At 65.6% G+C, this 23,780-nt stretch carries 29 protein-coding genes; 14 read left to right on the forward strand and 15 right to left on the reverse strand.

Annotated elements, in window-relative coordinates; translation table 11 throughout:
- Nucleotides 1–28: 28 nt before the first annotated feature.
- Nucleotides 29–1,273, reverse strand: coding sequence for a KasA/KasB family beta-ketoacyl-ACP synthase (locus ACQP1G_RS03475; RefSeq protein ID WP_433198267.1), 1,245 nt, complete (start codon nucleotides 1,271–1,273; stop codon nucleotides 29–31).
- A gap of 39 nt (nucleotides 1,274–1,312) precedes the next feature.
- Here ACQP1G_RS03475 and ACQP1G_RS03480 point away from each other — a divergent pair, with 39 nt between their 5' ends.
- A complete protein-coding gene (locus ACQP1G_RS03480; RefSeq protein ID WP_433198269.1) occupies nucleotides 1,313–1,870 on the forward strand; it encodes a TetR/AcrR family transcriptional regulator in 558 nt (185 codons plus the stop codon).
- A gap of 124 nt (nucleotides 1,871–1,994) precedes the next feature.
- Here the strand turns inward: ACQP1G_RS03480 and ACQP1G_RS03485 are convergent, their stop codons facing one another.
- From ACQP1G_RS03485 to ACQP1G_RS03495, 3 genes are all read right to left on the reverse strand, one after another.
- On the reverse strand, nucleotides 1,995–2,471 hold the full coding sequence (locus ACQP1G_RS03485; protein ID WP_433198271.1) for a DUF1772 domain-containing protein: 477 nt from the start codon (nucleotides 2,469–2,471) through the stop codon (nucleotides 1,995–1,997).
- Nucleotides 2,472–2,519: 48 nt separating this feature from the next.
- Complete coding sequence (locus tag ACQP1G_RS03490) at nucleotides 2,520–2,672, reverse strand: hypothetical protein (protein WP_433198273.1); 153 nt, start codon at nucleotides 2,670–2,672, stop codon at nucleotides 2,520–2,522.
- Nucleotides 2,673–2,872: 200 nt separating this feature from the next.
- Nucleotides 2,873–3,334: a MarR family winged helix-turn-helix transcriptional regulator gene (locus ACQP1G_RS03495; protein ID WP_433198275.1), complete on the reverse strand. Its 462-nt coding sequence runs from the start codon at nucleotides 3,332–3,334 to the stop codon at nucleotides 2,873–2,875.
- A gap of 57 nt (nucleotides 3,335–3,391) precedes the next feature.
- Between ACQP1G_RS03495 and ACQP1G_RS03500 the strand changes: the two genes are divergently transcribed.
- Nucleotides 3,392–3,799 (forward strand): VOC family protein, encoded by a 408-nt coding sequence (locus tag ACQP1G_RS03500; RefSeq protein ID WP_433198277.1) that lies wholly within the window; start codon nucleotides 3,392–3,394, stop codon nucleotides 3,797–3,799.
- A gap of 109 nt (nucleotides 3,800–3,908) precedes the next feature.
- A complete protein-coding gene (locus ACQP1G_RS03505; RefSeq protein ID WP_433198279.1) occupies nucleotides 3,909–4,391 on the forward strand; it encodes a VOC family protein in 483 nt (160 codons plus the stop codon).
- On the opposite strand, the gene ACQP1G_RS03510 is transcribed toward ACQP1G_RS03505, so the two are convergent.
- Nucleotides 4,384–4,578, reverse strand: a complete 195-nt coding sequence (locus tag ACQP1G_RS03510; protein WP_433198281.1) for a hypothetical protein — start codon at nucleotides 4,576–4,578, stop codon at nucleotides 4,384–4,386. The genes ACQP1G_RS03505 and ACQP1G_RS03510 overlap by 8 nt on opposite strands.
- A 227-nt stretch (nucleotides 4,579–4,805) precedes the next feature.
- On the opposite strand from ACQP1G_RS03510, the gene thiC reads away from it, so the two are divergent.
- The gene (gene thiC / locus ACQP1G_RS03515; RefSeq protein ID WP_433198283.1) at nucleotides 4,806–6,431 is read left to right on the forward strand and encodes a phosphomethylpyrimidine synthase ThiC; all 1,626 of its coding nucleotides are present in this window, start codon (nucleotides 4,806–4,808) and stop codon (nucleotides 6,429–6,431) included.
- A 157-nt stretch (nucleotides 6,432–6,588) separates the two neighbouring features.
- Nucleotides 6,589–7,023 (forward strand): VOC family protein, encoded by a 435-nt coding sequence (locus ACQP1G_RS03520; protein WP_433198285.1) that lies wholly within the window; start codon nucleotides 6,589–6,591, stop codon nucleotides 7,021–7,023.
- Nucleotides 7,024–7,095: 72 nt separating this feature from the next.
- Here ACQP1G_RS03520 and ACQP1G_RS03525 read toward each other — a convergent pair whose 3' ends face one another.
- Nucleotides 7,096–8,502, reverse strand: a complete 1,407-nt coding sequence (locus ACQP1G_RS03525; protein ID WP_433198287.1) for a lipase family protein — start codon at nucleotides 8,500–8,502, stop codon at nucleotides 7,096–7,098.
- A gap of 96 nt (nucleotides 8,503–8,598) precedes the next feature.
- On the opposite strand from ACQP1G_RS03525, the gene ACQP1G_RS03530 reads away from it, so the two are divergent.
- The gene (locus ACQP1G_RS03530; RefSeq protein ID WP_433198289.1) at nucleotides 8,599–9,288 is read left to right on the forward strand and encodes a TetR/AcrR family transcriptional regulator; all 690 of its coding nucleotides are present in this window, start codon (nucleotides 8,599–8,601) and stop codon (nucleotides 9,286–9,288) included.
- A gap of 84 nt (nucleotides 9,289–9,372) precedes the next feature.
- Here the strand turns inward: ACQP1G_RS03530 and fahA are convergent, their stop codons facing one another.
- The 3 genes from fahA to ACQP1G_RS03545 form a co-directional block, all read right to left on the reverse strand.
- Nucleotides 9,373–10,551, reverse strand: coding sequence for a fumarylacetoacetase (gene fahA, locus ACQP1G_RS03535; RefSeq protein ID WP_433198291.1), 1,179 nt, complete (start codon nucleotides 10,549–10,551; stop codon nucleotides 9,373–9,375).
- Nucleotides 10,548–11,804 (reverse strand): homogentisate 1,2-dioxygenase, encoded by a 1,257-nt coding sequence (locus tag ACQP1G_RS03540; protein ID WP_433208110.1) that lies wholly within the window; start codon nucleotides 11,802–11,804, stop codon nucleotides 10,548–10,550. Before ACQP1G_RS03540 ends, fahA begins: the two co-directional genes overlap by 4 nt.
- A gap of 198 nt (nucleotides 11,805–12,002) precedes the next feature.
- On the reverse strand, nucleotides 12,003–12,629 hold the full coding sequence (locus ACQP1G_RS03545; protein WP_433198293.1) for a TetR/AcrR family transcriptional regulator: 627 nt from the start codon (nucleotides 12,627–12,629) through the stop codon (nucleotides 12,003–12,005).
- Between the two features lie 151 nt (nucleotides 12,630–12,780).
- Between ACQP1G_RS03545 and ACQP1G_RS03550 the strand changes: the two genes are divergently transcribed.
- The 3 genes from ACQP1G_RS03550 (at nucleotide 12,781) to ACQP1G_RS03560 (ending at nucleotide 15,432) form a co-directional block, all read left to right on the forward strand.
- Nucleotides 12,781–14,703 (forward strand): acyl-CoA dehydrogenase, encoded by a 1,923-nt coding sequence (locus ACQP1G_RS03550; RefSeq protein WP_433198295.1) that lies wholly within the window; start codon nucleotides 12,781–12,783, stop codon nucleotides 14,701–14,703.
- Between the two features lie 202 nt (nucleotides 14,704–14,905).
- Nucleotides 14,906–15,178, forward strand: coding sequence for a type II toxin-antitoxin system Phd/YefM family antitoxin (locus tag ACQP1G_RS03555; RefSeq protein ID WP_433198297.1), 273 nt, complete (start codon nucleotides 14,906–14,908; stop codon nucleotides 15,176–15,178).
- Nucleotides 15,175–15,432 carry a Txe/YoeB family addiction module toxin gene (locus ACQP1G_RS03560; RefSeq protein ID WP_433198299.1) on the forward strand — a complete coding sequence of 86 codons (258 nt, stop codon included), beginning with the start codon at nucleotides 15,175–15,177 and terminating at the stop codon, nucleotides 15,430–15,432. The genes ACQP1G_RS03555 and ACQP1G_RS03560 overlap by 4 nt, the downstream gene beginning before the upstream one ends.
- Before the next feature lie 15 nt (nucleotides 15,433–15,447).
- Here the strand turns inward: ACQP1G_RS03560 and ACQP1G_RS03565 are convergent, their stop codons facing one another.
- From ACQP1G_RS03565 to ACQP1G_RS03575, 3 genes are read right to left on the reverse strand one after another with little or no spacing between them, the layout of a single operon-like run.
- A complete protein-coding gene (locus tag ACQP1G_RS03565) occupies nucleotides 15,448–16,263 on the reverse strand; it encodes an exodeoxyribonuclease III (protein WP_433198301.1) in 816 nt (271 codons plus the stop codon).
- A gap of 54 nt (nucleotides 16,264–16,317) precedes the next feature.
- Nucleotides 16,318–17,283, reverse strand: coding sequence for an N-acetylglutamate synthase, CG3035 family (locus ACQP1G_RS03570; protein WP_433208113.1), 966 nt, complete (start codon nucleotides 17,281–17,283; stop codon nucleotides 16,318–16,320).
- Between the two features lie 58 nt (nucleotides 17,284–17,341).
- A complete protein-coding gene (locus ACQP1G_RS03575; protein ID WP_433198303.1) occupies nucleotides 17,342–17,932 on the reverse strand; it encodes a peptide deformylase in 591 nt (196 codons plus the stop codon).
- A 254-nt stretch (nucleotides 17,933–18,186) separates the two neighbouring features.
- On the opposite strand from ACQP1G_RS03575, the gene ACQP1G_RS03580 reads away from it, so the two are divergent.
- The 5 genes from ACQP1G_RS03580 to ACQP1G_RS03600 all read left to right on the forward strand — a co-directional run bounded on the left by ACQP1G_RS03580 (nucleotide 18,187) and on the right by ACQP1G_RS03600 (nucleotide 22,607).
- Complete coding sequence (locus ACQP1G_RS03580; protein ID WP_433198305.1) at nucleotides 18,187–18,531, forward strand: DUF3263 domain-containing protein; 345 nt, start codon at nucleotides 18,187–18,189, stop codon at nucleotides 18,529–18,531.
- A 67-nt stretch (nucleotides 18,532–18,598) separates the two neighbouring features.
- On the forward strand, nucleotides 18,599–19,159 hold the full coding sequence (locus ACQP1G_RS03585) for a LytR C-terminal domain-containing protein (protein ID WP_433198307.1): 561 nt from the start codon (nucleotides 18,599–18,601) through the stop codon (nucleotides 19,157–19,159).
- A 173-nt stretch (nucleotides 19,160–19,332) separates the two neighbouring features.
- Nucleotides 19,333–20,019: a superoxide dismutase[Cu-Zn] gene (sodC, locus tag ACQP1G_RS03590; protein WP_433198309.1), complete on the forward strand. Its 687-nt coding sequence runs from the start codon at nucleotides 19,333–19,335 to the stop codon at nucleotides 20,017–20,019.
- A gap of 14 nt (nucleotides 20,020–20,033) precedes the next feature.
- The gene (locus tag ACQP1G_RS03595; RefSeq protein WP_433198311.1) at nucleotides 20,034–21,179 is read left to right on the forward strand and encodes a glutamate--cysteine ligase; all 1,146 of its coding nucleotides are present in this window, start codon (nucleotides 20,034–20,036) and stop codon (nucleotides 21,177–21,179) included.
- Between the two features lie 144 nt (nucleotides 21,180–21,323).
- Nucleotides 21,324–22,607, forward strand: a complete 1,284-nt coding sequence (locus ACQP1G_RS03600; protein ID WP_433208116.1) for a DUF5933 domain-containing protein — start codon at nucleotides 21,324–21,326, stop codon at nucleotides 22,605–22,607.
- A gap of 6 nt (nucleotides 22,608–22,613) precedes the next feature.
- Here the strand turns inward: ACQP1G_RS03600 and mnhG are convergent, their stop codons facing one another.
- Genes mnhG through ACQP1G_RS03615 form a run of 3 tightly spaced genes read right to left on the reverse strand, consistent with a single transcriptional unit; the run spans nucleotide 22,614 to nucleotide 23,775 of the window.
- On the reverse strand, nucleotides 22,614–22,946 hold the full coding sequence (gene mnhG, locus ACQP1G_RS03605) for a monovalent cation/H(+) antiporter subunit G (protein WP_433198313.1): 333 nt from the start codon (nucleotides 22,944–22,946) through the stop codon (nucleotides 22,614–22,616).
- Nucleotides 22,943–23,203: a monovalent cation/H+ antiporter complex subunit F gene (locus ACQP1G_RS03610; RefSeq protein WP_433198315.1), complete on the reverse strand. Its 261-nt coding sequence runs from the start codon at nucleotides 23,201–23,203 to the stop codon at nucleotides 22,943–22,945. The genes mnhG and ACQP1G_RS03610 overlap by 4 nt, the downstream gene beginning before the upstream one ends.
- The gene (locus tag ACQP1G_RS03615) at nucleotides 23,200–23,775 is read right to left on the reverse strand and encodes a Na+/H+ antiporter subunit E (RefSeq protein WP_433198317.1); all 576 of its coding nucleotides are present in this window, start codon (nucleotides 23,773–23,775) and stop codon (nucleotides 23,200–23,202) included. The genes ACQP1G_RS03610 and ACQP1G_RS03615 overlap by 4 nt, the downstream gene beginning before the upstream one ends.
- Nucleotides 23,776–23,780 lie beyond the last annotated feature (5 nt).

Here is a 23,780-nt window from a genome sequence, read left to right on the forward strand (position 1 = left end):
CTCCCCGGTAACGTGCCGCCGTCGGTCGCTACGCCCGGCCGAAGGCGAGGGCGACATTGTGGCCGCCGAAGCCGAAGGAGTTGTTGAGTGCGAAGTCGATGCGTTGTTCGCGGGGTGCGCCCGCGACGATATCGAGGTCGATCTCCACGTCTCGATTATCGAGATTCAGGGTGGGCGGGACGATCTGGTCGCGCAGCGTCAGCATGGTGAGGATGGATTCGAGCGCCCCGACCGCGCCGATCGAATGGCCGAGTGCGGATTTGGGTGCGTAGACCGACGCCTCGGGCGTGACGGCGGTGATGGCATTGGCCTCCGACGCATCGCCGATCGAGGTCGAGGTGGCGTGCGCGTTGACGTGCTGAATATCCGAAACCTGAAGTCCGGCAGTACTGATCGCCTTACGCATGGCACGTGCGGCACCGATACCGTCCGGCTCCGACGCGACGATGTGATAGGCGTCGGAGGTGATCCCCGCGCCGAGCACGCGCCCATGGATATGCGCGCCGCGGGCGCGCGCATGCTGCTCGGACTCCAGCACCAGCAATGCACCGGCCTCGCCGAAGACGAAGCCGTCACGGTCCCGATCGAATGGCCGCGATGCGCGCTCCGGTTCGTCATTGCGGGTGCTCATCGCGCGCATCATCGTGAAGCTCGCGATCGGCACCGCATCGATATGACCTTCGACGCCACCCGCGACCACGACATCGGCTTCGCCGGTGGTGATCAGCCGCCAGGCGTGCGCGATCGCCTCAGAACCGGACGAACAGGCCGAGACCGGCGCGAAAACCCCTGCTTTGGCACCGATTTCGAGGCCGACGGTGGCGGCCGGGCCGTTCGGCATCACCATCGGCACCGACATCGGCGACACCTTGCGGTAGCCGCCGTCGCGCATCGAGTCGACGGCATTGATCAGCGCGTCGCCGCCGCCGAGGCCGGTGCCGATGACCACCGCGAGCCGTTCGCCCTCGACCTCGGGTGTGCCCGCATTGCGCCACACCTGGCGGCCGAGCACCAGGGCCATTTGCTCGACGTAGGAGTGGCGTCGCTGTTCGACGCGGGTGAGTTGAGCGCCCGGATGTGACTTCAATTTGCCGCCGATGCGCACCGGCAGGTCGTACTCGGCGACGAAATCGTCGGTGAGCATGCCGATGCCGCTGCGCCCGGCCAGCAGGCCGGACCAGGTCGCGTCGATGTCATCGGCGATCGATGTGGTCGCGGCGACCGCGGTGACCACGACCGACGACCGAGTTTCTGAAGCGATTGTTACAGTCACGATGTCATGAATACCTGTACCAATCGCTACAGTCAACTCATGGCCCGCCCCCTCGACCACGCGAAACGCGTCGACCTGCTGGCCGGTGTCGTCGAATACATCGCCGTACACGGCCTCGGCGATCTGTCACTGCGCCCGCTCGCCGCCGAGCTCGGTACCAGCTCCCGCATGCTGATCCACTACTTCGGTACCAAGGAGGAGCTGCTGGTCCAGGCGCTCACCACGCAGCGTCCGGATATCGCCGCCGTCTTCGCCGGTGTCTGCGATGCGGCCTCGTTGCGCGAGCGACTCGGTGCGTTCTGTGCGGTGAATATCGCGGGGGAGGCCACGACCAGCGTGCGCGTGCTGCTGCAAGTACTCGGCGCGGCGTGCGCGCCGGGCAGTCCCTATGGCGAATACGCGAACGCCGCGATCGCGATTTTCATCGGGACGCTCACCGACGCGTTGCGCAGGATCGGAACCATCAATGATCCGGAAGCTGTTGCCACGCTGTTGGTTTCGGGGCTACGTGGCATCATTCAGGATCGGCTGATCACCGGTGACATCGAGCGCACCGACCGGGCCGCGCGCTTGCTGATCAACCAAACCGTGTGCTGAACAACGCATTTCGAGGCGGCGAACAGCCCGGCCAACCGGGGCAGTGAAACTCTGATACCAGCGAAACCCCTGTGTCGGCCGCACATCCGATGTGCGGCCGACACAGGGGTTTCGATAATGCGCGTCAGGCGAGGGCAATCGTGGCGCACAGTGCGGCAACGGCAATGAACTGCAGGGCGACCCGGCCGGCGATGACGCTGTTCCACTTCTCCTGCAGCGCACGCGCATTCGGCGGGATGATGCCGGACTGTGCGGCGGCGGTCTGCTCGGTGTTCACCGGCTTCGCGACCCGAACGTAGATCCCGAGCCAGGACACCAGCGCGACAACGGCGATACCGGCCGCGATCGCTGCCGAGGCGTGGCCGCCGACGGCCGCGAGAATCGTTGCCGCGACGGCGGTTACCACGCCGCCGATGCCGACGATCGGCATCCGGCGATCGCCGTAGTAGTGGCCCCAGCCTGCCGATATGGTCACGGTTCGGTCGTCCAGTTTGTCGTACACCGAACGCGTGATCAGTGCGAAGCAGGCGTCGGTGCCGTAGACGACGGCGTTCGCGAGGACCGAGGCGATGGCGATGATCTGAATGGCGGTGGTGAGCATGTCGGCTTCCGTTCCTCGTATGTAGCGTTGTTAGAGAATCTAGCATTGCTAGATCAAGGCGTCAACCGGTTGCCGCAGACGTGCGGATTTCTGTCCGCCGCCGCGCCGATCGGACCGGTAGGCCTTCGCCTGCGGCACCGGGAATGTCTTCCTGGCCGCCAGCGCGATCTGTGCGCTCGGTTTCGTGATCGCCTGGTTCATCGAGGAAGTTCCCTTGCGCGGCAAGGCTTCCGGGCCGGCTGGCCAGGGCGGGGCGGTACCGGTTGCGTCCGAGACGCAGGCTGCGGCCTGACGTGGTACGGCGTCCGCTCGATCACACCGGGGTCGCGCGGACGTCGTACCGGGCGCAGGTGACCCACTTCGGCCGGAACCCGGGTGTACCGGGTGCGGGCTGGCGGAGGTCAGTCCGCGACGGCATCCGGGTGGGTGTGCTCGAACAGTCGACGCAGCATGTCCGACAATACGATTCGTTCGTCCTGGCCGAGCGGGGCGAGGATCTCCTCGCGCACCTGCCGTGCCTCCTGGCCGAGAGACCGTAGGGCAGCCCGGCCGGTCCTGGTGATCCGCACCGATATTCGGCGGCGATCCGCGGGATCGCGGGTGCGTTCGACCTGACCGGCGCTGGCCAATTCGTCGACGATCTTCGCCACATCGCTCGGGTGGATATCGAGCCGGATCCCCAGATCGCGCTGCACGTGCGGGCCGAAATCGGCCAGCGCGGCGAGTACCGCCATATGCCACAGCCGAAGTCCACGCGCCGCGAGCCGATCGGCGAATCTGCCGCGCGCGACCTTGCCGACACGTGAGAGCAGATAGGTGTCGAGCCCGAGCAGACTCGGCGGAAGTGCCCGCGCGGATTCCATGCGACAAATTATAGGACCCAACCTACGATAGGTGCACACCTACTAATAAGGAGAATCGTGGACGCTCTGTATCCCAGACTGCTCGTCACCCATTTCGCCCAATGCTTCGAGTTCTACAGCGCTGTCCTCCCGGAGTTGATCGGGGCGAAGCTGATCACAGGCACTGCGGCGGGCCCGTATGCGAACTGGGATGTCGACGATCAGGCAGTGCTGGTGCTCTTCGACCGCGCCGCGATGGCCGAGGTCGCTGGTACCACCGACCTGCCCTCGACCGCGGCACCCGCGCAGGACGCGGTGATGTTCGGGTGCCGGGTTTCCGATGTCGACGCGAGTGTCGCGCTGTGCCTGCGCAACGGCGCGAGCCTGGTCGCCGCGGCGGTGGATCGTCCGCAGTGGGGACCGAACCTGCGGACCGCGCATCTGCGCGATCCGGAGGGCAGATTGATCGAACTCCAGTCCTACTGATCTGAACGGCGTTCTTCCGACAGCAAAATTGTCGCCCGGCCGATGAATCCACGCCTCATCGAACGTCTGCACCTATGCGGGTACCAGCACACCGATCGAGAGGACCGCCATGCAGAAAATCGTCACGAACCTCTGGTACGACACCCAGGCCGAGCAGGCCGCGGAGTTCTACTGTTCGCTGTTCGAGGATTCGAAGATCACCAATGTCGTGCCCTACACCGAGGCCGGGCCCCGCGAAACCGGACTCACCATGCTCGTCGATTTCGAACTCAACGGACAGAAGTTCACCGCGATCAACGGCGGCGGCGACTACCACTACACCCATGCGATGTCGCTGCTGGTCAATTGCGATAGCCAGGAGGAGGTCGACCGGCTCTGGGCGGCGCTGCTCGCCGACGGCGGCCAGGAGATCGAATGTGGTTGGCTCAATGACAAATATGGCGTGCCCTGGCAGATCTGGCCCGTTGCGGCCGACGCCATGCTCGCGGGTAGCGATCGGGCGGCCGCGACCCGTGCCATGCAGGCCATGCTCGGGATGAAGAAGATAGACCTGCAGGGCATGCGGGACGCTTACGACGGCAAGATCAGCTGATCTGCCAGGAGCCGACCTCGCGGTATCCGGAGTTGTAGATGGCCGAACCGTCGCCCTCGATCAACTGGTAGTGCTTCACATTGCCACCCCAATAGCGCAGGATGCGGCCGAGCTCATCGGCGAGATCGGCAGGCGCTTCGACGCCGTCGGGCAGGACATCCAGGTCTACCTCGAGGGTGAACTTCACCTTGTCGAATCTACCGCCGCGCGGTCGGCCGTCCCGGGCTTCGCTGGATGTTCCTCCGATGGCCGGGCGGAACGCGGACATGGAAAGGTATCGTCGGGCGGGAAAATTTCACACACCCAACGGGGGCTCGCACCAGCGGGCTGAGAGGACGGCTAGCCCAATCCGGGCGTTCAGGGCCGTCGACCGTATGAACCTGACCGGGTAATGCCGGCGTAGGGAGGATATTCATGGGCACACCTGTCGATTCCGTGACCACCGGTCCGATCGAAGGCAGCGTCAAGCACTACCAAGAAGTCGATGACCTGCGCATTCCGGTGCGTCGGATCAATCTGACCAATGGGGAACACTTCGACGTCTACGACACCTCGGGCCCGTACACCGACGATGCCGCGACCATCGATCTCGATGCGGGGCTGCCGAAGCTGCGCGACGGCTGGACCAGGCCCGATGTGCAAGGTCCGCCGACCCAGCTGGCCTGGGCGCGTCAGGGCATCATCACCCCCGAGATGCGCTTCATCGCCGCGCGCGAGGGCGTGAGCGCCGAGTTCGTGCGCGATGAAGTGGCCGCGGGCCGCGCGGTCATCCCGGCCAACCACAGGCATCCGGAGCTGGAGCCGACCATTATCGGCAAGAAGTTCCTGGTGAAGATCAATGCCAATATCGGCAACTCGGCCGTCTCCTCCTCGATCGCGGAGGAGGTGGAGAAGATGGTGTGGGCCACCCGCTGGGGCGCGGACACCATCATGGATCTGTCCACCGGCAAGAACATCCACGAGACCCGCGAGTGGATCCTGCGCAATTCCCCCGTCCCGGTCGGCACCGTGCCGATCTATCAGGCGCTGGAAAAGGTGAACGGCGATCCGACCGCGCTCACCTGGGAGATCTACCGCGACACCGTGATCGAGCAGTGCGAGCAGGGCGTCGACTATATGACCGTGCACGCCGGTGTGCTGCTGCGCTATGTGCCGCTGACCGCCAAGCGGGTCACCGGCATCGTCTCGCGCGGCGGATCCATCATGGCCGCATGGTGTTTGGCACATCACCAGGAATCGTTCCTGTACACCAATTTCGCCGAACTCTGCGAGATCCTGGCGCGCTACGACGTGACCTTCTCCCTCGGTGACGGTCTGCGCCCCGGGTCCATTGCCGATGCCAATGACGAGGCGCAGTTCGCCGAGTTGCGCACCCTCGGCGAGCTGACGAAGATCGCGAAATCCCATGGTGTGCAGGTGATGATCGAGGGTCCCGGTCATGTGCCGATGCACAAGATCGTGGAGAACGTGCGGCTGGAAGAGGAGCTGTGCGAGGAGGCGCCGTTCTACACTCTCGGCCCGCTCGCCACCGATATCGCACCCGCCTATGACCACATCACCTCGGCCATCGGCGCCGCGATCATCGCGCAGGCCGGTACCGCGATGCTCTGCTACGTCACGCCCAAGGAACACCTGGGTCTGCCCAACCGTGACGACGTCAAGGTCGGCGTGATCACCTACAAGATCGCCGCCCACGCCGCCGACCTCGCGAAGGGTCACCCGCACGCCCAGGACCGGGATAACGAATTGTCCAAGGCGCGCTTCGAATTCCGCTGGCGCGACCAATTCGCGCTCTCCCTCGATCCGGATACCGCCCGCGAGTACCACGACGAAACCCTGCCCGCCGAACCCGCCAAGACCGCGCACTTCTGCTCCATGTGCGGACCGAAGTTCTGCTCCATGCGGATCTCCGCCGATGTTCGTGAATATGCGGCCCGCCAAGGGCTTTCGGACGTCGAGGCGATCGAGGCGGGGATGGCGGAGAAGTCCGCGGAGTTCGCCGACCACGGTGCACAGGTGTATCTGCCTGTGGTCTCGTAGGTTTCGCCCACAGCGGTACCCATGGACGCGAGCAGGCCCGATCCGAGCGGTACGGATCGGGCCCGACTGCTCCGCTCGCGCGGACTTTGTCAGCGGTCGGTGCGACAATGCCGGTTGTTTCCAGGCCGAACAGGTTGCCGGACAGATTGGAGCCGTGATGGGCAAGCAGTTCCAGGTGACGTACGACTGTGCCGATCCAGGTGCGCAGGCGACGTTCTGGGCGGAGGCGTTGGGCTATCACCTGCAGCCGCCACCCGAGGGTTTCCCCGATTGGACGACCGCGTTGACTGCCTGGGGCGTACCGCCGGAGCATCACAACGACCGGTCGGCCATCCTCGATCCCGATGGCGCGGGACCGCGGCTGTTCTTCCAGAAGGTGCCCGAACCGAAAACCGCGAAGAACCGTGTGCACCTGGACGTACGCGCCGCGCCCGGTCTGACCGGCGACGAACGGATGACCGCGTTGGAAGCCGAGGCGATCCGACTCGTCGCGATCGGTGCGACGCGACTCAGCCGCACCGATCCGGGCGGCTTGGACGCAGGCCACATCGTGCTCGCCGACCCGGAGGGCAATGAGTTCTGCCTGGACTGAGGCACGACGAGCGCTGGGGCTGAGCTCGTCCCCGACCGGTCCGGTTCCGGTCGGGGACGAGCGGCCGGGTGGTCAGCGTTCGCGGGGGCCGATCGGGAATCCGAGCGCGCCGAAGGTGGCGTTCAGGTTGATTTCGATCTGGGTCAGCAGGGCATTGAAGTCGGCGAGCATCGAGACCACGTTCTCGGTGCGGCAGCCGAATTGACCCGGCGCATCGGATGCCAGGCGTGACTTCAACCAGTTGAAGGTGTCGGCCATGCCGAGCGACGGCAGGGTCAGATGCTCGCTGAGATGGTCGCGTTTGTAGACGATCGATGCGCCGTCCGCACACCACTGTTGGTTCAGCCGATCGGTGGTCCAGATCGGGACGGCTTCGTCGAGCACGCCCTGGTAGATGAACAGCGGCGCGGTCGGGGTGTGTGCGCCGAGCACCGTCGCGTCGAAGACCGCGCGGATTTCCGGCAGCGCTAGATACTGCGCGATCGGAATCGTCAGTATCCGTTGGTAATCGGTGAACATCTGGGTCAATGCGTTGCGCGGCAGGCACTGCGCGTTGGTCCGATTCATCAGTGCCTTGCCCTCTGGCGTCAGGTACTGATCGCTGACCTCCCGGAACGTCGGGTAGGCGTGGTACAGCGAGGAGACACCGATGCCGATCAGGCTGGAGAACATGGATCCATTGACGTGCAGCAGGGATTCGACATCCGAGACCGGAGCGCCGAGCGCGGCGCCCTGCACGTTCAGCTCCGGCGCGTAGGGCGGCTGCAGCTGTGCGGCCCAACCGGTGGCCATGCCGCCGCCGGAGTAACCCCACATCGCCACCGGTGTATGCGCGCCGTCCAGGCCGAGCGGTTCGAAGCGCTCGGCGGCGCGAATGCCGTCGAGGGTCATATATCCCGGTTCCTCGGCCACCGCGAGATGGCCGTCGAGACCCTCGTAGTCGGGCACCGAGATTGCCCAGCCCTGACTGATAAGCGCGGCGATCGCGATCAGCTCGCTCTGTGAGTGGATGCCCTCGACGCCCGGCAGTCCGGCACCCTGCTGCAGTACGAACGACGGTGCGCAGTCTATGCTGGCGCTGTCGTAGTAGAACTGCAGCGAAACCAGGGGACGCGAGCGGTTCGGGTCCGCGCCCGCGGGCAGGATCACCGTGCTGACGGCGACCGTCGGCTGTCCGAACAGGTCGGTGGTGCGATAGAGCAACTGCCACGAGCGCACGCTCAGCGGCAATACGGTCAGCACCGCCAGATGTACCTCGCGCGAGCGCAGGATCGCACCGACTTCTTGCGCCTCGAAGCCAGCGGGCGGCCGATAGAACGAATCCTGTTGCGGTACAGGCACTGCGGCGGCAGGCGTGGCAGTGACGCCCCCTGTCAGCAGTGCGCTCGCCACCGCAACGGCCATAGACACCATCGCGGCGGTCGTGCGCAATCCGCGCCGACGTGTGCGGCGGGTCGGATCTCCATTGATCACTGACACGTCTGTCCCTTCCTCATCGACGTGACAGTGATTACAACACGGCATCCTATTACCAACAAGAAGCCTTGTTGAAACTGCTCCGGCTATGGTCGGTATATGACCCGCAGCAAATCCGCCGCGCGGCCCGATCCGGCTGCGGCCCGACGTCGTATCCGTGGCCTCGATGCCGAGCAGCGCAGCGCGCAACGGCGCAGCCAACTGCTCGACGCGGCCACTGAACTGTTTGCCGAACAAGGCTTTTCGGGAACGTCGATCGAACAGATCTGTCAGCGCGGCTTCGTCGGAACCAAGGGGTTCTACGATCATTTCGACAGCAAGGAAGCGTGCTACGTCGCGCTGCTGACACATATCACCGAGCAGATTCAGCAGCGGGCTATCGAGTCGGCGACCGCGTCCGCCGAGCTGCCCTGGCCCGAGCGTGCCGAGGCGATCATCGCCGCCTTCGTGCACGCCATCGCCGACGATCCGCGGCTGGCCAGGGTGACCTTCGGTGAGGCGGGCGGCATCTCACCGGTGGTGGAGCGGCAACGGCGCGGTAACCGGCGCTGGGCGGCGGCCTTCCTGGACCGGCAGTGGTCCGGTGCGGCGTCCGCCGACACCGAGCAGCAGCGCAGGCGAATCGCGTTGGCGCTGGCCACAATCGGTGGCATGTTCGAACTCGTCGCGGACTGGCTGCACCATCACGACGACGGCGGCGCTCCCGATATGGTCGATACGCTCACCGAAGATCTGCGGCGGTTCATCGCCGTGGTCGATGCGGGTGTCCGGGTCGACGCCACACGCTGAGCCCGGCCGCCACTCTCATCGAATCGCTCCGCGACGTGCTGCCTGCCGCCGACTGGCCCGCCCGCATCGAATCGCTGCGTGAGGCTATGCCCAGCGGGCAGGCCGAATGCGACCGCGGACCTCGCCGAGGCCGATACGCCGCGCATCCGGACCGGGGGCGGAGGCGGTGATGACCACCTCGTCACCATCCTCCAGGAAGGTGCGACGCAGGCCGTTCACCATGACGGGTTCGGCTCCGCCCCAGGACAATTCGATGAACGAACCGCGCTGGTCCGGTGCCGGTCCGGAAATGGTGCCCGAGGCATATAGATCGCCGGTACGGGTGGCCGCGCCGTTCGAGGTGAGATGCGCCAGCATCTGCGCTGGTGACCAATACATCCGGGAATACGGCGGATGCGAGACGGTTTCGCCGTTCCAGTGCACGGCCAGGTCGATATCGAGTCCCCAAGGCTGGCTGCCGTGCAGATAGGGCATGGGCTCGGGTGCTTGCTCCGGCAGCGGCATGCGCGCCGCGTTCAATGCGGCCAGTGGGGTGACCCAGTCCGACTGTGAAGTCGCGAAGGACTTGCCGAGAAACGGTCCGAGCGGCTGGTACTCCCAGGCTTGGATATCGCGTGCGGACCAATCGTTCACCAGCGCAACGCCGAAGACGTGCTCGGCGAACTGGTCGATATCGATCGGCGTGCCCAGCTCCGAACCGACCCCGACCAGGAACCCGAGCTCCGCCTCGATATCGAGACGCTGTGATGGGCCGAAATCCGGTGTGCCGGAGGCTGTTCGGCGCTGGCCGTGCGGGCGCACGATATCGGTGCCGGAGACCACCACGGTGCCGGCGCGTCCGTGATAGCCGACCGGTAGATGCCGCCAATTGGGCAGCAGTGGTTCGGAATCGGGACGAAACAGCTTGCCGAGGTTCGTCGCGTGGTCGATGCTGGCGTAGAAGTCGACGTAATCGGCTACCCGCACCGGCAGCTTGGTGTACACGTCGGACAGCAGATGCACTGCGGCCGTGGATACTTCGTTATCGATCAGCTCCCGGATCCGGTCGCGCACCTCGCGCCATCGACGTGGTCCCTGCGCCATGAAGGCATTGAGATTCGGCTCCGCGAATACCGGATCCGCCAGAGTCGCGGCCAGATCGATGACGTGCTCGCCGATCCGGACGCCGACCCGAAAACCCTGGCCCTCGGGTGCGAACACGCCGTAGGGGAGATTGTCGGGGCCGAAGAGGGTGTCGTCGGGAACTTCGATGCGGGTCTTCATGCGGGCCCGCGGCGCTGGTCCACGTGCGGGCGCTGATCCGGTCGCCGGTGTCCGTCCGGCTGTGGTCCGCGGCCCGACCAGGTCCACGCATATCCCGGATCCTCGCAGGCCAGCGCGCCCTCGCCGAGCTCGAGCGGCCGGAAGGTATCCACCATGACCGCGAGTTCGTCGAAGAATTCGATACCGATACTGCGCTCGTACGCACCCGGCTGCGGACCGTGCGCATAGCCGCCGGGATGTACCGACACCGAACCCTGTCCGATCCCGGAACCCCGACGCGCCTCGTAGTTTCCGCCGCAGTAGAACATGATCTCGTCACTGTCGACATTGGAGTGGTAGTAGGGCACCGGAATCGACAGCGGGTGATAGTCGACCTTGCGCGGTACGAAATTGCACACTACGAAGTTGATCCCCTCGAATGCCTGATGGGCGGGCGGCGGCTGGTGCACCCGGCCGGTGAGCGGTTCGAAATCGGAGATATTGAAGGTGAGCGGATACAGGTAGCCGTCCCAGCCGATCACGTCGAACGGATGCGTCGCGTAGATCATCCGGGTGCCGACCACCCGACCGCCGGGACGGTGCTTCACCAGGACCTCGATATCGGTTCCGTTGGCGAGTAACGGCTCCCACGGTCCGTGCAGATCTCGCTCGCAATACGGCGAATGTTCCAGCAGCTGACCGAATTTCGACAGATAGCGCTTCGGTGGCGTGATGTGGCTCGATGCCTCGATGACGTACGCGCGCAGCGGTTCGGGGCCGCTCGGTAGCCAGCGGTGCGTGGTCGCCCGCGGAATCAGGACCTGGTCGCCCTGTCGTGCCGGGATGGCGCCGAAGACCGTTTCGACAACGGCGGCACCGGATTCCACGTACACCAGCTCGTCGCCGATCGCATTGCGGTACAGCGGTGAGGCGCCCTTGGCCGCCACGTAGGAGATCCGCACATCCGCATTCCCGAGCAGTAGCCGTCGGCCGGTGACAGGATCGGTTTCGGCCGGGGTGTCGCCGGGGAACAGCTGGTGCAGCCGCAGATGACGGTGGCGCAGTGGATGATTCGGGGTCAGCGACTGGTCGGGCAGCTCCCATACGGTCGAGTCGACGATGGCGGGTGGCAGGCCGCGGTGGTACAGCAACGAGGAATCGCCGGAGAAGCCCTCCTCACCCATCAGCTCCTCGTAATAGAGCTGTCCCCGGTCGTCTCGATGCTGCGTGTGCCGCTTCGGCGGCACCGCTCCCACCTGCCGATAGAACGCCATGACCGTACCTCCGGCTGGACCGCTGGATTTGCCTCCATCGTAGTGCTCGATGGTGGGGAGCAGGGCCGGATCGTTGGACATTTTGTTGGTCCAGCGCCACCTTCTGCGGCATTCCGCCTAGTGATAGGTCGTACTGCTGAACAATTATCGAGCCGCTGCCGGTCTGCTGGGTGCGCGGCGCAGTCGGTGGCGTCTCGCTCAGGCGTGGCGCAGCGCGCGGTATACGGCCGAGCCGACGAATGCCCCGAGGCGCTGCGGATCCCAGCCGCCCTCGCCCGCGAGCAGGGTGCGCACTGCGCCCTCGCCCGCGGACACCCACAGCTCCACCAGCGCCGGCAACTTGCGATCGGCGTCCTCGGTGCCCCATGCGCGCAGCGTCGGTCGCAGCAGCGTGGTGCAGCGCTCGACGGCGAGCTTGCGGCCGCGCCCGAACGAATCCGCAACGGCCGGATCGGGATTGCCGTACAGCAGCCGCCACGCATCGGGCCGATCTGCCGCCTTCTCCAGCAGCGCGCGAAAACCATCGATGAATACGGTCTCGCCCGCGTCGACATCGCGGCGCGGCAGCACCTCGAGCAGTCCGCCGACGAGAAAGCTCTCCTCGCGCTGGATCAGTGCCTCGATCAGCTCGACGCGATCCGGGAAGCAGGCGTAGACCACGGGCCGGGTCACCTTCATCCGCTCGGCGATCGCGGCCATGGTGACCGCCGCGATGCCGTATTCGACGGCGATCGCGAGTGCGGCGTCGAGCACTTGGGGGCGGCGCCGCTCGGGACCCAAATGCTGTGCCCGCTGCCGTGGCGGCACGGCCGTCTCGCTAACCATGCGCACCAAGATATCAGCGTTGTACTTTGGGTTCGCGCTGGTCCCGAGCCTGATGATCAGATTCCTACATTGACGAACAATAATGCTACATTCATGAATGAAGTCGCCGGGGCATGCCCGGGCGACTATTTATCCGGCCGAGGAGGCATCGATGCCCGAAACTCTGTTCAACCCGAAGACCTGTGACTTCGCCGAGTTCGATGCGCAGACCCGCAGACTCCTGCGCGCCACCATCGAGTGGTTCGAAGTCAGGGGCAAGGCGGCGTTGAAGCATGATGACCGGGAGCGGATCTGGTACTCCGATTTCCTCGATTTCGTCAAGCGGGAGCGGGTGTTCGCGACCTTCCTGACCCCCGCGGCCGAGGCGAACGGCGATCCGAACAAGCGCTGGGATACCGGCCGGATCGCGATGATGAGCAAGATCCTCGGCTTCTACGGCATGTCCTACTGGTATGTCTGGCAGGTCACCATCCTCGGGCTCGGCCCGATTTGGCAGAGCGAGAACAAGGCCGCCAAGCAAAAGGCCGCTGCGCTATTGGATTCCGGTGAAATCTTCGCCTTCGGCCTCTCAGAAAAGGAGCACGGCGCCGACGTCTACTCCACCGATATGGTGCTCACGCCCAAGCGGGGCGGCGGCTACACCGCCTCCGGCAGCAAGCATTACATCGGCAACGGCAATCTGGCGGGCATGGTGTCGGTATTCGGTCGGCTCGCGGACAAACCGATCATCGATAGCGCGCAGGCATTGGAGAGCAAACCGACGCAGGAGGATTACGAGGGGTATCTGTTCTTCGTCGCGGACAGCAAACACAAGAACTACAAGTTGCGCCGCAATGTGGTCGACAGCCAAATGTATGTGGCCGCCTTTGATCTGGAGAACTATCCGGTCGCCGAAGAAGACATCCTGCACTGCGGTGAGAACGCCTTCCATGCCGCCATGAACACCGTGAACGTCGGCAAGTTCAATCTCGGCTTCGGTGCGGTCGGCGCCTGCGAACACGCCTTCTACGAGGCGATTACCCATGCCGAGAACCGAATCCTGTTCGGGCACCGGGTAACCGAGTTCCCGCAGGTGCGCTCGCTGCTGACCGACTCCTACGCGCGGCTGCTCGGGATGAAGCTCTACAGCGAGCGGGCCATCGACTATATGCGCTGCGCGTCCCCGGATGACCGTCGCTACCTGCTGTTCAACGCGATCGAGAAGATGTCGGTGACGCGGCAGGGGCAGCGGATCATCGAGGATCTCGCGGATGTGATCGCGGCCCGTGGCTTCGAGAACGATATGTACTTCCCGATGGCGATGCTCGGACTCTTCGGGCTGCCGCGGCTCGAAGGCACCGTGCACGTGAATATGGCACTGTCGCTGAAGTTCATGGCCAACTATATGTTCCATCCCGCGGATGCCGGATTGGTCGCGCTGCGTTACCTGCCGGGCGCGGGTGTCGCGCCGAAGGGTACGGTGCGCGCGGTTTCCGGCGTGCTGAGCTGGTCGAGTCGCAAACTCACCCCCCGCGCCGGTGCGGCGGTGCCCAAGCTACGTGCCGAATTGGCCGGTGCCGGTTACGATCCCGTGCCGACGCGGCGCGACGGGGCCGATGACGAATTCCTGTTCCGGCAGGGAGCGAGCAGCGGGCTCGGCCGGATTCGGTTCCGCGACTGGCGGCCGGTCTTCGAGAATTTCGCGCACGTGCCGAATGTCGCGGTCTTCCTGGAGCAGGCCCTCGCGTTCCAGACCCTGCTCGCCGCCGCGCCGCCGACCGCGGCGCAGCAGCGCGATGTCGACTTCCTCTTCGCACTCGGCGAGCTCTTCACCGCAGTGCCCTACGCCCAGCTGATCCTGGAGCAGGCCGAGATCGAAGGTACGAGCACGGCGGTGCTGGACCAGATATTCGACGTCTTCGTGCGTGAATTCTCCAAGAACGCACTGACTCTGCACACCAAACCCGCCGCGACCAAGGCCCAGCAGACCCGAGCACTGGATCTTGTGCGACGACCGGTCGCCGATCCGGCGCGATTCGATCAGGTGCTCACACAGGCTCGAGCGCACGCCGGTCGCTACGCGATGAACCCGTAGCCGCACCCCCGGTACCGACGGGCCGCCGTACTGCTCGGGTACGGCGAAGTTGCGTCGTACCTGGGAAAACAGATGCCGCCCGAGTATTTCGGTCTGGATCTCACCGCCACGCCGCCCGCTCCGCGCCCCCCGCGCCAGAGCGGGCGGTCACCAATGTACATGATCCTGTACATTGAGATCAGGCACGCTCGAGAGGACCACCATGCGACCCATTTCCATCACCGAGGCCCGCGCCAACTTGGCCTCCGTTCTCGACTCTGCCACCGAGGACCTAGAAGAGGTCGTCATCACTCGAGCGGGACGCGAATCCGCCGTTGTGATCTCGCTGCGCGAGTACGAGTCGTTGAAGGAGACCGCCTACCTGCTCGGATCCGCGGCCAACGCGCGTCATCTCGAGCGATCCATCGAGCAGCTACGGTCCGGTGACGTTGAGCACCACGAACTCGTTGAAACCGACGACGGGGACGACGAGTGAAGATCCTCTTCACCCCAGAAGCCTGGGCCGACTACCTCTGGTGGCAAGCCAACGACAAGGCAACACTGAGGCGGATCAACAGACTGATCGAGGACATCACCCGCAACGGCTACGAGGGTATCGGCAAGCCGGAACCGTTGCGGCAGAACCTCGCCGGGTTCTGGTCACGGCGCATTACAACTGAACACCGCATTGTGTACGTGATCGAGGACGAGACGGCCAAGATCGTCGCCTGCCGTTACCACTACGAATGAGGCGGGCGTCGGTTCTCAGTCGGTGAATTCGGCGATCACCGGGGCGTGGTCGCTGGGGCCCTTGCCTTTTCGTTCCTCGCGGTCCACCATCGCGTCCTTTGCGCGAGCGGCAAGGGTGGGGGAGGCGAGGATGAAATCGATGCGCATGCCTTCTTTTCGAGGGAAGCGCAGTTGGGTGTAGTCCCAGTAGGTGTAGACGCCGGGCCCGGGGGCGAAGGGGCGCATGACGTCGGCGAAGCCGGTTTCGACGATGGTGTTGAAGGCGTCACGTTCGGGCTGGGAGGTGTGGGTTTTGTCGGCGAAGTATTCGACGGACCAGACGTCGTCGTCGGTTGGGGCGATATTCCAGTCGCCGACCAGGGCTATCTGAGCCTCCGGATCGTCGGCGAGCCATTGGGCGCCGTTATCGCGCAGGGCGGCAAGCCATTCCAGTTTGTAGGTGTAGTGCGGGTCATCGAGGGTGCGGCCGTTGGGGACATAGAGGCTCCACACCCGAACCCCGCCGCAGGTCGCGCCGAGTGCGCGAGATTCCACGATCGGGGTGCTGATGAGCGATTCGCCCGCGTCCTTGTCGAAGCCGGGCTGATTCGGGAAGGCGGCCGCCACATCGTCCAAGCCGATGCGAGAGGCGATGGCCACCCCGTTCCACTGGTTCAGGCCGACGTGGGCCACCTCGTAGCCGAGTTCGTCGAAGCGTTCGAACGGGAACTGGTCGTCACGGCATTTGGTTTCCTGCATCGCGAGCACATCGATGTCCTGGCGGTCGAGGAAGTCCGCGACCCGGTCGAGGCGGGAGCGGATCGAGTTGACGTTCCAGGTCGCGAGACGCACGGATGCCTTCCTTCGCAATGGGTGATAGCTCTGTTGTACCGCAGGACCAGTGGTTCAGCGAGGCCCGTCCGGCGTGGCGTAGCGGTAGGTGTGGTGGTCGAGGAAACCCAACTCGTGGTACATCGCGATGGCCCCGGCGTTCTCGGCCTCCACCTGGAGGTAGGCGTGGGTTGCGCCGCGGTCGGCGCCCCAGCGGATCAGCTCCGCGCACACCAGCGAACCCAGTCCGTGCCTGCGATGTTCGCTCGCCACCGCAACGCAGGTCAGGCCGATCCAGTGCCGGCCGTCGGGCGCGGTGGTGAGTGCGCCGCGGCCGATCGCGATGGGTTGGGGCAGACCGAGCGAGGCGAATCCCACCTCGCCGTCGTGCACGGCTGTCAATACTTCGACCACCGGCGGAGTCGAAACAGTCTGTATCGCATGGTCTTCGCCGCCGTAGCGGTGCATCGACAGCCAGGCGTCGTCGGGCGCGGGTGCGATGCGCACCATCGGCGGTCCCTGCGGCAGTACGAAATTCTCGATATCGATGGCCAGCAGTCGGGTTTCCTGCCGACCGCGCCAGCCCGGCGGCACCGGGGCGAGTCGATCGGGCAGTGCCAGTTGTACCGGCAGCCCGTGTGCGGTGTACCACTCGCCGATCCGCCGCAGGGTATCCGCGCCGAGCGCGGCCGGACCATCCGAGCTGCCAAGCGGCACAGCGGAATTGGCGCGGTTGGTATAGCCATGCCCGGCACGCAGCAGCCACCCGTCGATCCAGGCCTGCTCGATGCCGGGCCAGCCGTGCGCCGCCGCGGCCTCCAGTGCGCGAATCTCCCTGGTGCGAATCGGCCTCGGCCCCAACGCTTTCATCGCCACCACGCGATCCGGGGCGACCGCGACCACCTGCCCGTCCGCGGCGCGCACCGTGGGCGGATCCAGCGAAACCAGTTCGCCGATCACATCGGTGAGCGGTTGTGGATAACCCGCTGGCAACCGATATCGCAGCACAACGCGCCGACCCAACTGGATATCGGGCAACAATGCAGCACCCGGCGGTTCCGCCCGGTCCGGTCGCTGGGCAGGCTCCGCTCCCAGGAAATCAGTCATCGTGTCCGAACGGATCGGGAACCGTACCCGGAATCCAGCTGAGTCCCGGTGTGCCCCAACCGTTCCGCTTGATCGCCTTCTTGGCCGCGCGGGCGTTGCGGCCGATCAGCACATCCACATAGAGGTAGCCGTCGAGATGCCCGACCTCGTGCTGCAGCATGCGAGCGAAGAAACCCTTGCCCTCGATATCGACCGGATTGCCCTGCTCGTCGGTTCCGGTGACGCGCGCCCAGTCGGCGCGGCCGGTGGGGAACTGCTCGCCGGGCACCGATAGACAGCCCTCGTCATTGTCGTCGGGATCGGGCATGGTCTCCGGAATCTCCGAGGTCTCCAGCACCGGGTTGATCACCGCGCCCTTGCGCCGTACCGCCGTACCCTTCGCATCGATATCGGGGCAGTCGTAGATGAACAGCCGCAGCGGCACGCCGACCTGGTTGGCGGCCAGCCCGACGCCGTTGGCGGCATCGAGCGTCTCGTACATATCCGCGATCAGCTCGGCCAGCTCCTCCGGCGTCTGGGTGACCCGCTCGGTCGGGTTGTGCAGTACCGGGTCACCGACGATCACGATGGGGAGGATTGCCATGGCGCCAATTATTGCCGATGTCGTTCGCGAACCCGAACCAGCGTCGTTGCAACTCGCTACCGGCCAGTCCGGCGCGAGCGACGGGCTCGCAGGCGGTAGCGGAGCGTAACCACGGAGAGACCCCCGACCGCCGCAGTGGGCACTGCGAACACGCCGCAACGAGGGTGGGGCAATCCATCGAGCCCGTGGTTGAATGATCCGCGACGTACAAGCATGATTTTTCGTCTGGTGGTTTTACTCGGCGAGGGAGCAAGATGGACGGCGCAGCGGCTCGGAATCTTTCCGCGATCCAGGACGGCCCTTCTGCGAGCGATGATGGCGCGGCCGAGCAGGTCGGCGACGACAGTGACGGTCTGAGCCGTCGCGAGCACGACATTCTGGCCTTCGAACGGCAATGGTGGAAGTACGCCGGTGCCAAGGAAGAGGCCATTCGTGAGCTGTTCGGCATGTCGCCGACCAGGTATTACCAGGTGCTCAACGCGGTGGTGGATCGGCCGGAGGCGCTAGCCGCCGACCCCATGCTGGTCAAGCGGCTGCGCCGACTGCGGGCGAGCAGGCAGAAGGCGCGAGCCGCCCGGAGGCTCGGCTTCCAGGTATGACGCGCCGCCGTGAAACCGGAGCCCGCGCGACGACCATGGGGCCCGGTTTGCGGATAGGGTCTTTAACGTGAGCTATCCGAATCCCACCTCCGGCGGGCCGCCGTTGCGCGCGCTGGCGATGGTGTTGATCGCGCTGGCCATTGTGTTCGCTGGGCTCGGCGCGATGTCGTTGTCGAGTTCGGACTCCGACACCTCGGGGGCGGGTGAATCCTCGACCACCGCAACACCTCAGGCCGCCAACACGAATTCGGCGGTCACCACAACGGCGGTCGCGACGACCACCTCGGTGGCGTCGACCACAACGTCGACGACCACAACGCGGTCGACCACAACGACGACCACCCCGGCCACCACCACGGCGAATCGCGCGGTGCCGGTACGGGTTCTGAACAACAGCACGGTCGCCGGATTGGCCGCGGTCACCGCGAGCGAGCTCACCGCCAACGGCTGGACGGTCGCCGAGGTCGGGAACTATCCCGGCCCCAACATCACGAATACGACTGTGTACTACGGCAATAGCCCCGGTGAGAAAGAGGCCGCACTGGCCATTGCCGACGAACTGGGCGCGACCGCCGAGCTGCGCCCGGGTGCGGGTTCGGGTGTCACCGTGGTCGTCACGGGTAACTGACGTGTACGGCGGCGTGAGCGACGGGCCCGGCAGCGCCGCAAATTGAATACCGCCTCGCCGCGACACGGCCCTGTCACGGTACGACACGGCGGGCGTGGCATCATCTTGTCCGGTAACGAACGTGTCCACCCAGCTTTACTCGTAAACTCGGTACTCGTAAAGGAGTTCCCCCGATGGCCCCGTCCACAACTCGTCGCCCGTCCTGGCGCACTGTGACCCCGGTGCTCGCTGTCGCGGTCTTCGGCTTGGCCGCGTGCTCGAACAGCCAGGAGTCGAGCGATGTCAAGGGAACGACACCCCCCGTATGGACCGGCGCGTCCACCCCGCCCGCCACTGAGTTCGGCACCGAGACGGGCAGCCCGAACGCGAACCAGGGGGTGAAGGTCGACCTGAAGGACCCCGCTGGCGCCTCGGTCGCCGTCGCGAATATCACCAAGGACGGCAACCACCTGCAGGTCAGTATCGAGGCGCACGGTCTGCGCCCGGGCTTCCACGGTCTGCACATCCACCAGGTCGGCAAGTGCGAGCCCAATTCGGTCGCGCCCACCGGCGGTCCCGCGGGCGACTTCCTGTCCGCCGGTGGCCACCTGCAGGTCGGCAGCGCGAACGTGCATCCGGCCAGCGGCGACCTGACCTCGCTCGAAGTTCGTGCGGACGGCTCGGCCAAGCTGGTCACCACCACCGATGCGGTGACGCTGGACGACATCAAGGGCAAGGCCCTGATGATCCACGCCGACGCCGATAACTTCGGCAATATCCCCAACCGCTATGTCCGCGCCGACGGTGTTGCCGGTCCGGACGAGACGACTCTTGCGACGGGCGATGCGGGCGGCCGCGTCGCCTGCGGCGTCATCCAGTAGCAAGGTTCACCGATATGGCCGGGGCAGCAATCGCGCGGGTTCCCTTCCAAGGCTCGCCCCGGCCGACCATCGGTATCGAATGGGAGATCGCGCTCGTCGACAAGGTGACCCGCGACCTGTCGAATACCGCTGCGGCCGTATTCGATTCGCTCGGCGAGCTACGCGCGTACGACGGCACACCGCAGGTCACCAAGGAATTGCTGCGCAACACAGTCGAACTCGTCACCGGTGTGCACAACTCGGTCGGCGAGGCGGTCGAGGATCTGCGCGGCACCATGGATACCGTGCGCCGTGCCGCGGATCCGCTCGGCGTCGATCTGTTCTGTGCGGGCACCCATCCGTTCGCCCAGTGGTCGGCCCAACAGCTCACGCGCTCAGCGCATTACGACGAGCTGATCGATCGCACCCAGTGGTGGGGTCGCCAGATGATGATCTGGGGCGTGCACGTGCACGTCGGAGTCTCGCACCGCGAGAAGGTCTTTCCGATTCTGAACTCGCTGCTGCTGTCGTATCCGCATCTGCTGTCGCTGTCCGCGTCCTCACCGATGTGGGCGGGTGCGGATACCGGCTACGCGAGCAACCGGACGTTGATGTTCCAGCAGTTGCCCACCGCGGGTCTGCCGTTCCAGTTCGAAAACTGGACGCAGTTCGAGTATTTCGTGCACGACCAGATGAAGACCGGGGTTTTCGAGCAGCTCGGCGGCATGCACTGGGATATCCGGCCCGCGCCGAAATGGGGCACCATCGAGGTGCGGGTCTGCGATGGGATATCGACCCGCGCGGAGCTGGCGGCGATGGCCGCGCTGGTCCACTGCCTGATCGTCGACCTCGATCAGCGCCTCGACAATGGCGAAGCACTGCCGACCATTCCGCCGTGGCATGTGCAGGAGAACAAGTGGCGCTCCGCCCGCTACGGCCTCGACGCGATCATCATCGTCGACGACGACAGCAATGAGCGATTGGTCACCGACGATCTGATGGATCTGCTGCAGCGGCTGGAGCCGACCGCCAAGCGGCTGGGATGTGCGGATGAACTCGCGCTCGTCGCGGAGATCCCGCAGCGCGGCGCGTCCTATCAGCGGCAGCGCAAAGTGGCCGCCGGCACCCAGGGCGATCTGGTCGCGGTGGTCGATGCCCTGGTCAAGGAGCTGGACCAGTAGTTTCACCGGTCGAACGGTCGGCCGACGTTCAGCTGGCCAGGGGGATGGCGTTCATCCCCCGTTTACTATGGTCGAGTGCTTGTCGAAGATCCGGGTAAATCAGGCGGCAGCGTCACCGAGCGGGTGCGCGTGCCACGCTCGCGGATCTGGGTGGCGGCCGCGATCGCGGCCGTACCGGTGCTGCTCATCGCCCTAGAGGTGGGTTCGATCGGGCACGATTTCGAGGGTCCACTCGGCAGTCTGTGGCACGACTACGTCGGCACGCCCAAGTCCATGTCGGTGCCGTGGGCCGGGCTGATCCTGGCCCTGGTCGGAATCTCCCAGCGTCGCAGGATGATCGCGGTCGGCATCGCGGCGGGCATCGACGCGGTGTGGGCGAGTATTCGATTGCTCAGCGGTGCGTCGTTCGCCATCGGCAACGGTCCGACCATCGTGCTCACCGGGCTGGCACTGGTCGCCGCAGTGCGCTGGAGCGGGGTAGAGCGCCGCAACGCGCTGCATGCCGCCGCCCTCGGCGCACTGCTCGTCCTGGCCACCAAGGTCGGTGACGTGTGGCTGCATATCACGGTGGTCACCCGCCCACAGGTCTACGACGTCTATGTGGCGCTCGCCGACCACGCCCTCGGTGATCCGTCCTGGGTGATGGGCCGGGTGGTGGACGCACTCGGCCCCGCCGTCTACGCGGTGCTGCACTGGGTCTATATCGAACTTCCGGTGGCGGCGATCGTCGTCGCGGTGTGGCAGCTGCGCCGGGTGGTGTCGACCGGTGTGTGGCCGAGTCACTATCTGGTGCGCACCTTCCTGGTGCTCGGACTGCTCGGCCCGGTCATCTACGTGATCTTCCCGGTGGTCGGCCCGATGTTCGCCTTCGGCGCGGACGGCCACGGCCTGCAGGTCGGCAACTTCTGGCCCGGCGTCATCCCCCCGGTCGACCGCAATCCGGCACCAATGCCCTTCGACCCCTTCACACCGCGCAACTGCATGCCCTCCATGCACACCGCGTGGGCGCTGTCGGTCTTCCTACATACCCGCCGGGACGCCGACGGCTCCCGCGCCCCGCTGTGGTTGCGCTGCCTCGGCGCCTTCTGGCTGGTCGCGACGTTGACCGCGACCCTCGGCTTCGGCTACCACTACGGCGTCGACCTGGTCGTTGGCGCGGTGCTGTGCCTGACCATCGAATCGGTATTGCGCGATCCCGAACGCGGCTGGGGCTGGTTCCGCGTGCGACTGGTTTTGTTCGGTGCGGCGATCCTCGGCACACTGCTGCTCGCCTTCCGCTATCTCGCGGTCTGGATGGCCGAATATCCGGTGCTGGCCGGGACTGTCGTACTTGCGCTGCTGGTAGCCGTGGCCGCCGCGTTCCACGCGACATGGTTCGCCGGGGTGCCGGTGAGCGCACCCGAGGAGCGGATTCCCGTCCGGTCCTGATACGGCTCAGCGGGTGTCGTCGCGCAGTTCATTGACGCGCAGCAGCCCGTCACGGTGGCGCTGTTCCCGGTAGGCGGTACGGCCGATCAAATGGGCGATGACCGGAGCGGTGAGCAGGGTGAACAGGCCGACCAGCACCAGCAGCCAGATATTGCCCTGGCCGCGCAGCTGGATGGCCGTACCTGCCAGCACCAGGATCAGGCCGATCACCTGGGGTTTGGTGGCGGCGTGCATACGCGAGAGAGTGTCGGGGAAGCGCACGATGGCGATCGATGCGGTCAATGCGAGCGTCGCGCCGGTGAGCATGAGGGCTCCGGCGGCCAAGTGCCACAGGTTCATACGTCATCCCGGACCCGGAATCGGGAAACCGCGGCCGAGCCGAGGAAGCCCACCAGGGCCAGCGCCACAATCGCGGGTACGACCGTGGTGTCGTCGCTGTAGGCGGCCCAGACCGCGAGTCCGGAGGCGGCGATGGCCATCAGCGAGTCGATGCCTACCACCCGGTCCAGGGTGTTGGGTCCGGCGAGGATGCGGTAGCTGACGATCACGGCGGCAGCCATCAGCAGGATGCCAGCCACCATGGCGACAACAGTCACGGGTTCACCTCAGGGTCGGCACTACTTATGACCGAACGCCATTCGGCGGGGCGCTCGAACGACGAGATGAGCAGCCGCTCCAATCGTCGGGTGGTCCGGTAGAACGTATCGACCGCCGCCTCGCTGCCCACGTCCAGGACATGTACGTAGATGACGCAGCGCTGACGGTCGATCTCCAGCACCATCGTGCCCGGAATCAGATTGAGCACATCAACGCACAACACCAGCACCAGATCGGATCGCATACTCAGATTCACCCGCAGCACACCGGAGACGGGCGGCGGTGCCGGACGCACCGCGAACCAGGCCACCTGCAGACTGGATTCCAACGCGTAATACATACTGACAACGATCAATTCGGCCAGCGACAGCGGATGCAGCCGCCCGGATACCGGGACCCGTGGCAGTGGCAAGGTCAGGATGATCAGCGCGCCGACCCCGAGACCGGCCAACAGGTTGCCGACACTGAGATCGCCCCAGAGCGATATCCACACGGCGGTCAGCCACAGCAGCACGCCGATTCGCACCGCCGCTGCCCGGCCGGGGCGCAATCGCGCGGTCCGGGTACTCATGCCAG

The organism is Nocardia sp. CA-107356 (assembly GCF_050946365.1).
In the GTDB taxonomy this organism is placed as follows: Bacteria; Actinomycetota; Actinomycetes; order Mycobacteriales; family Mycobacteriaceae; genus Nocardia.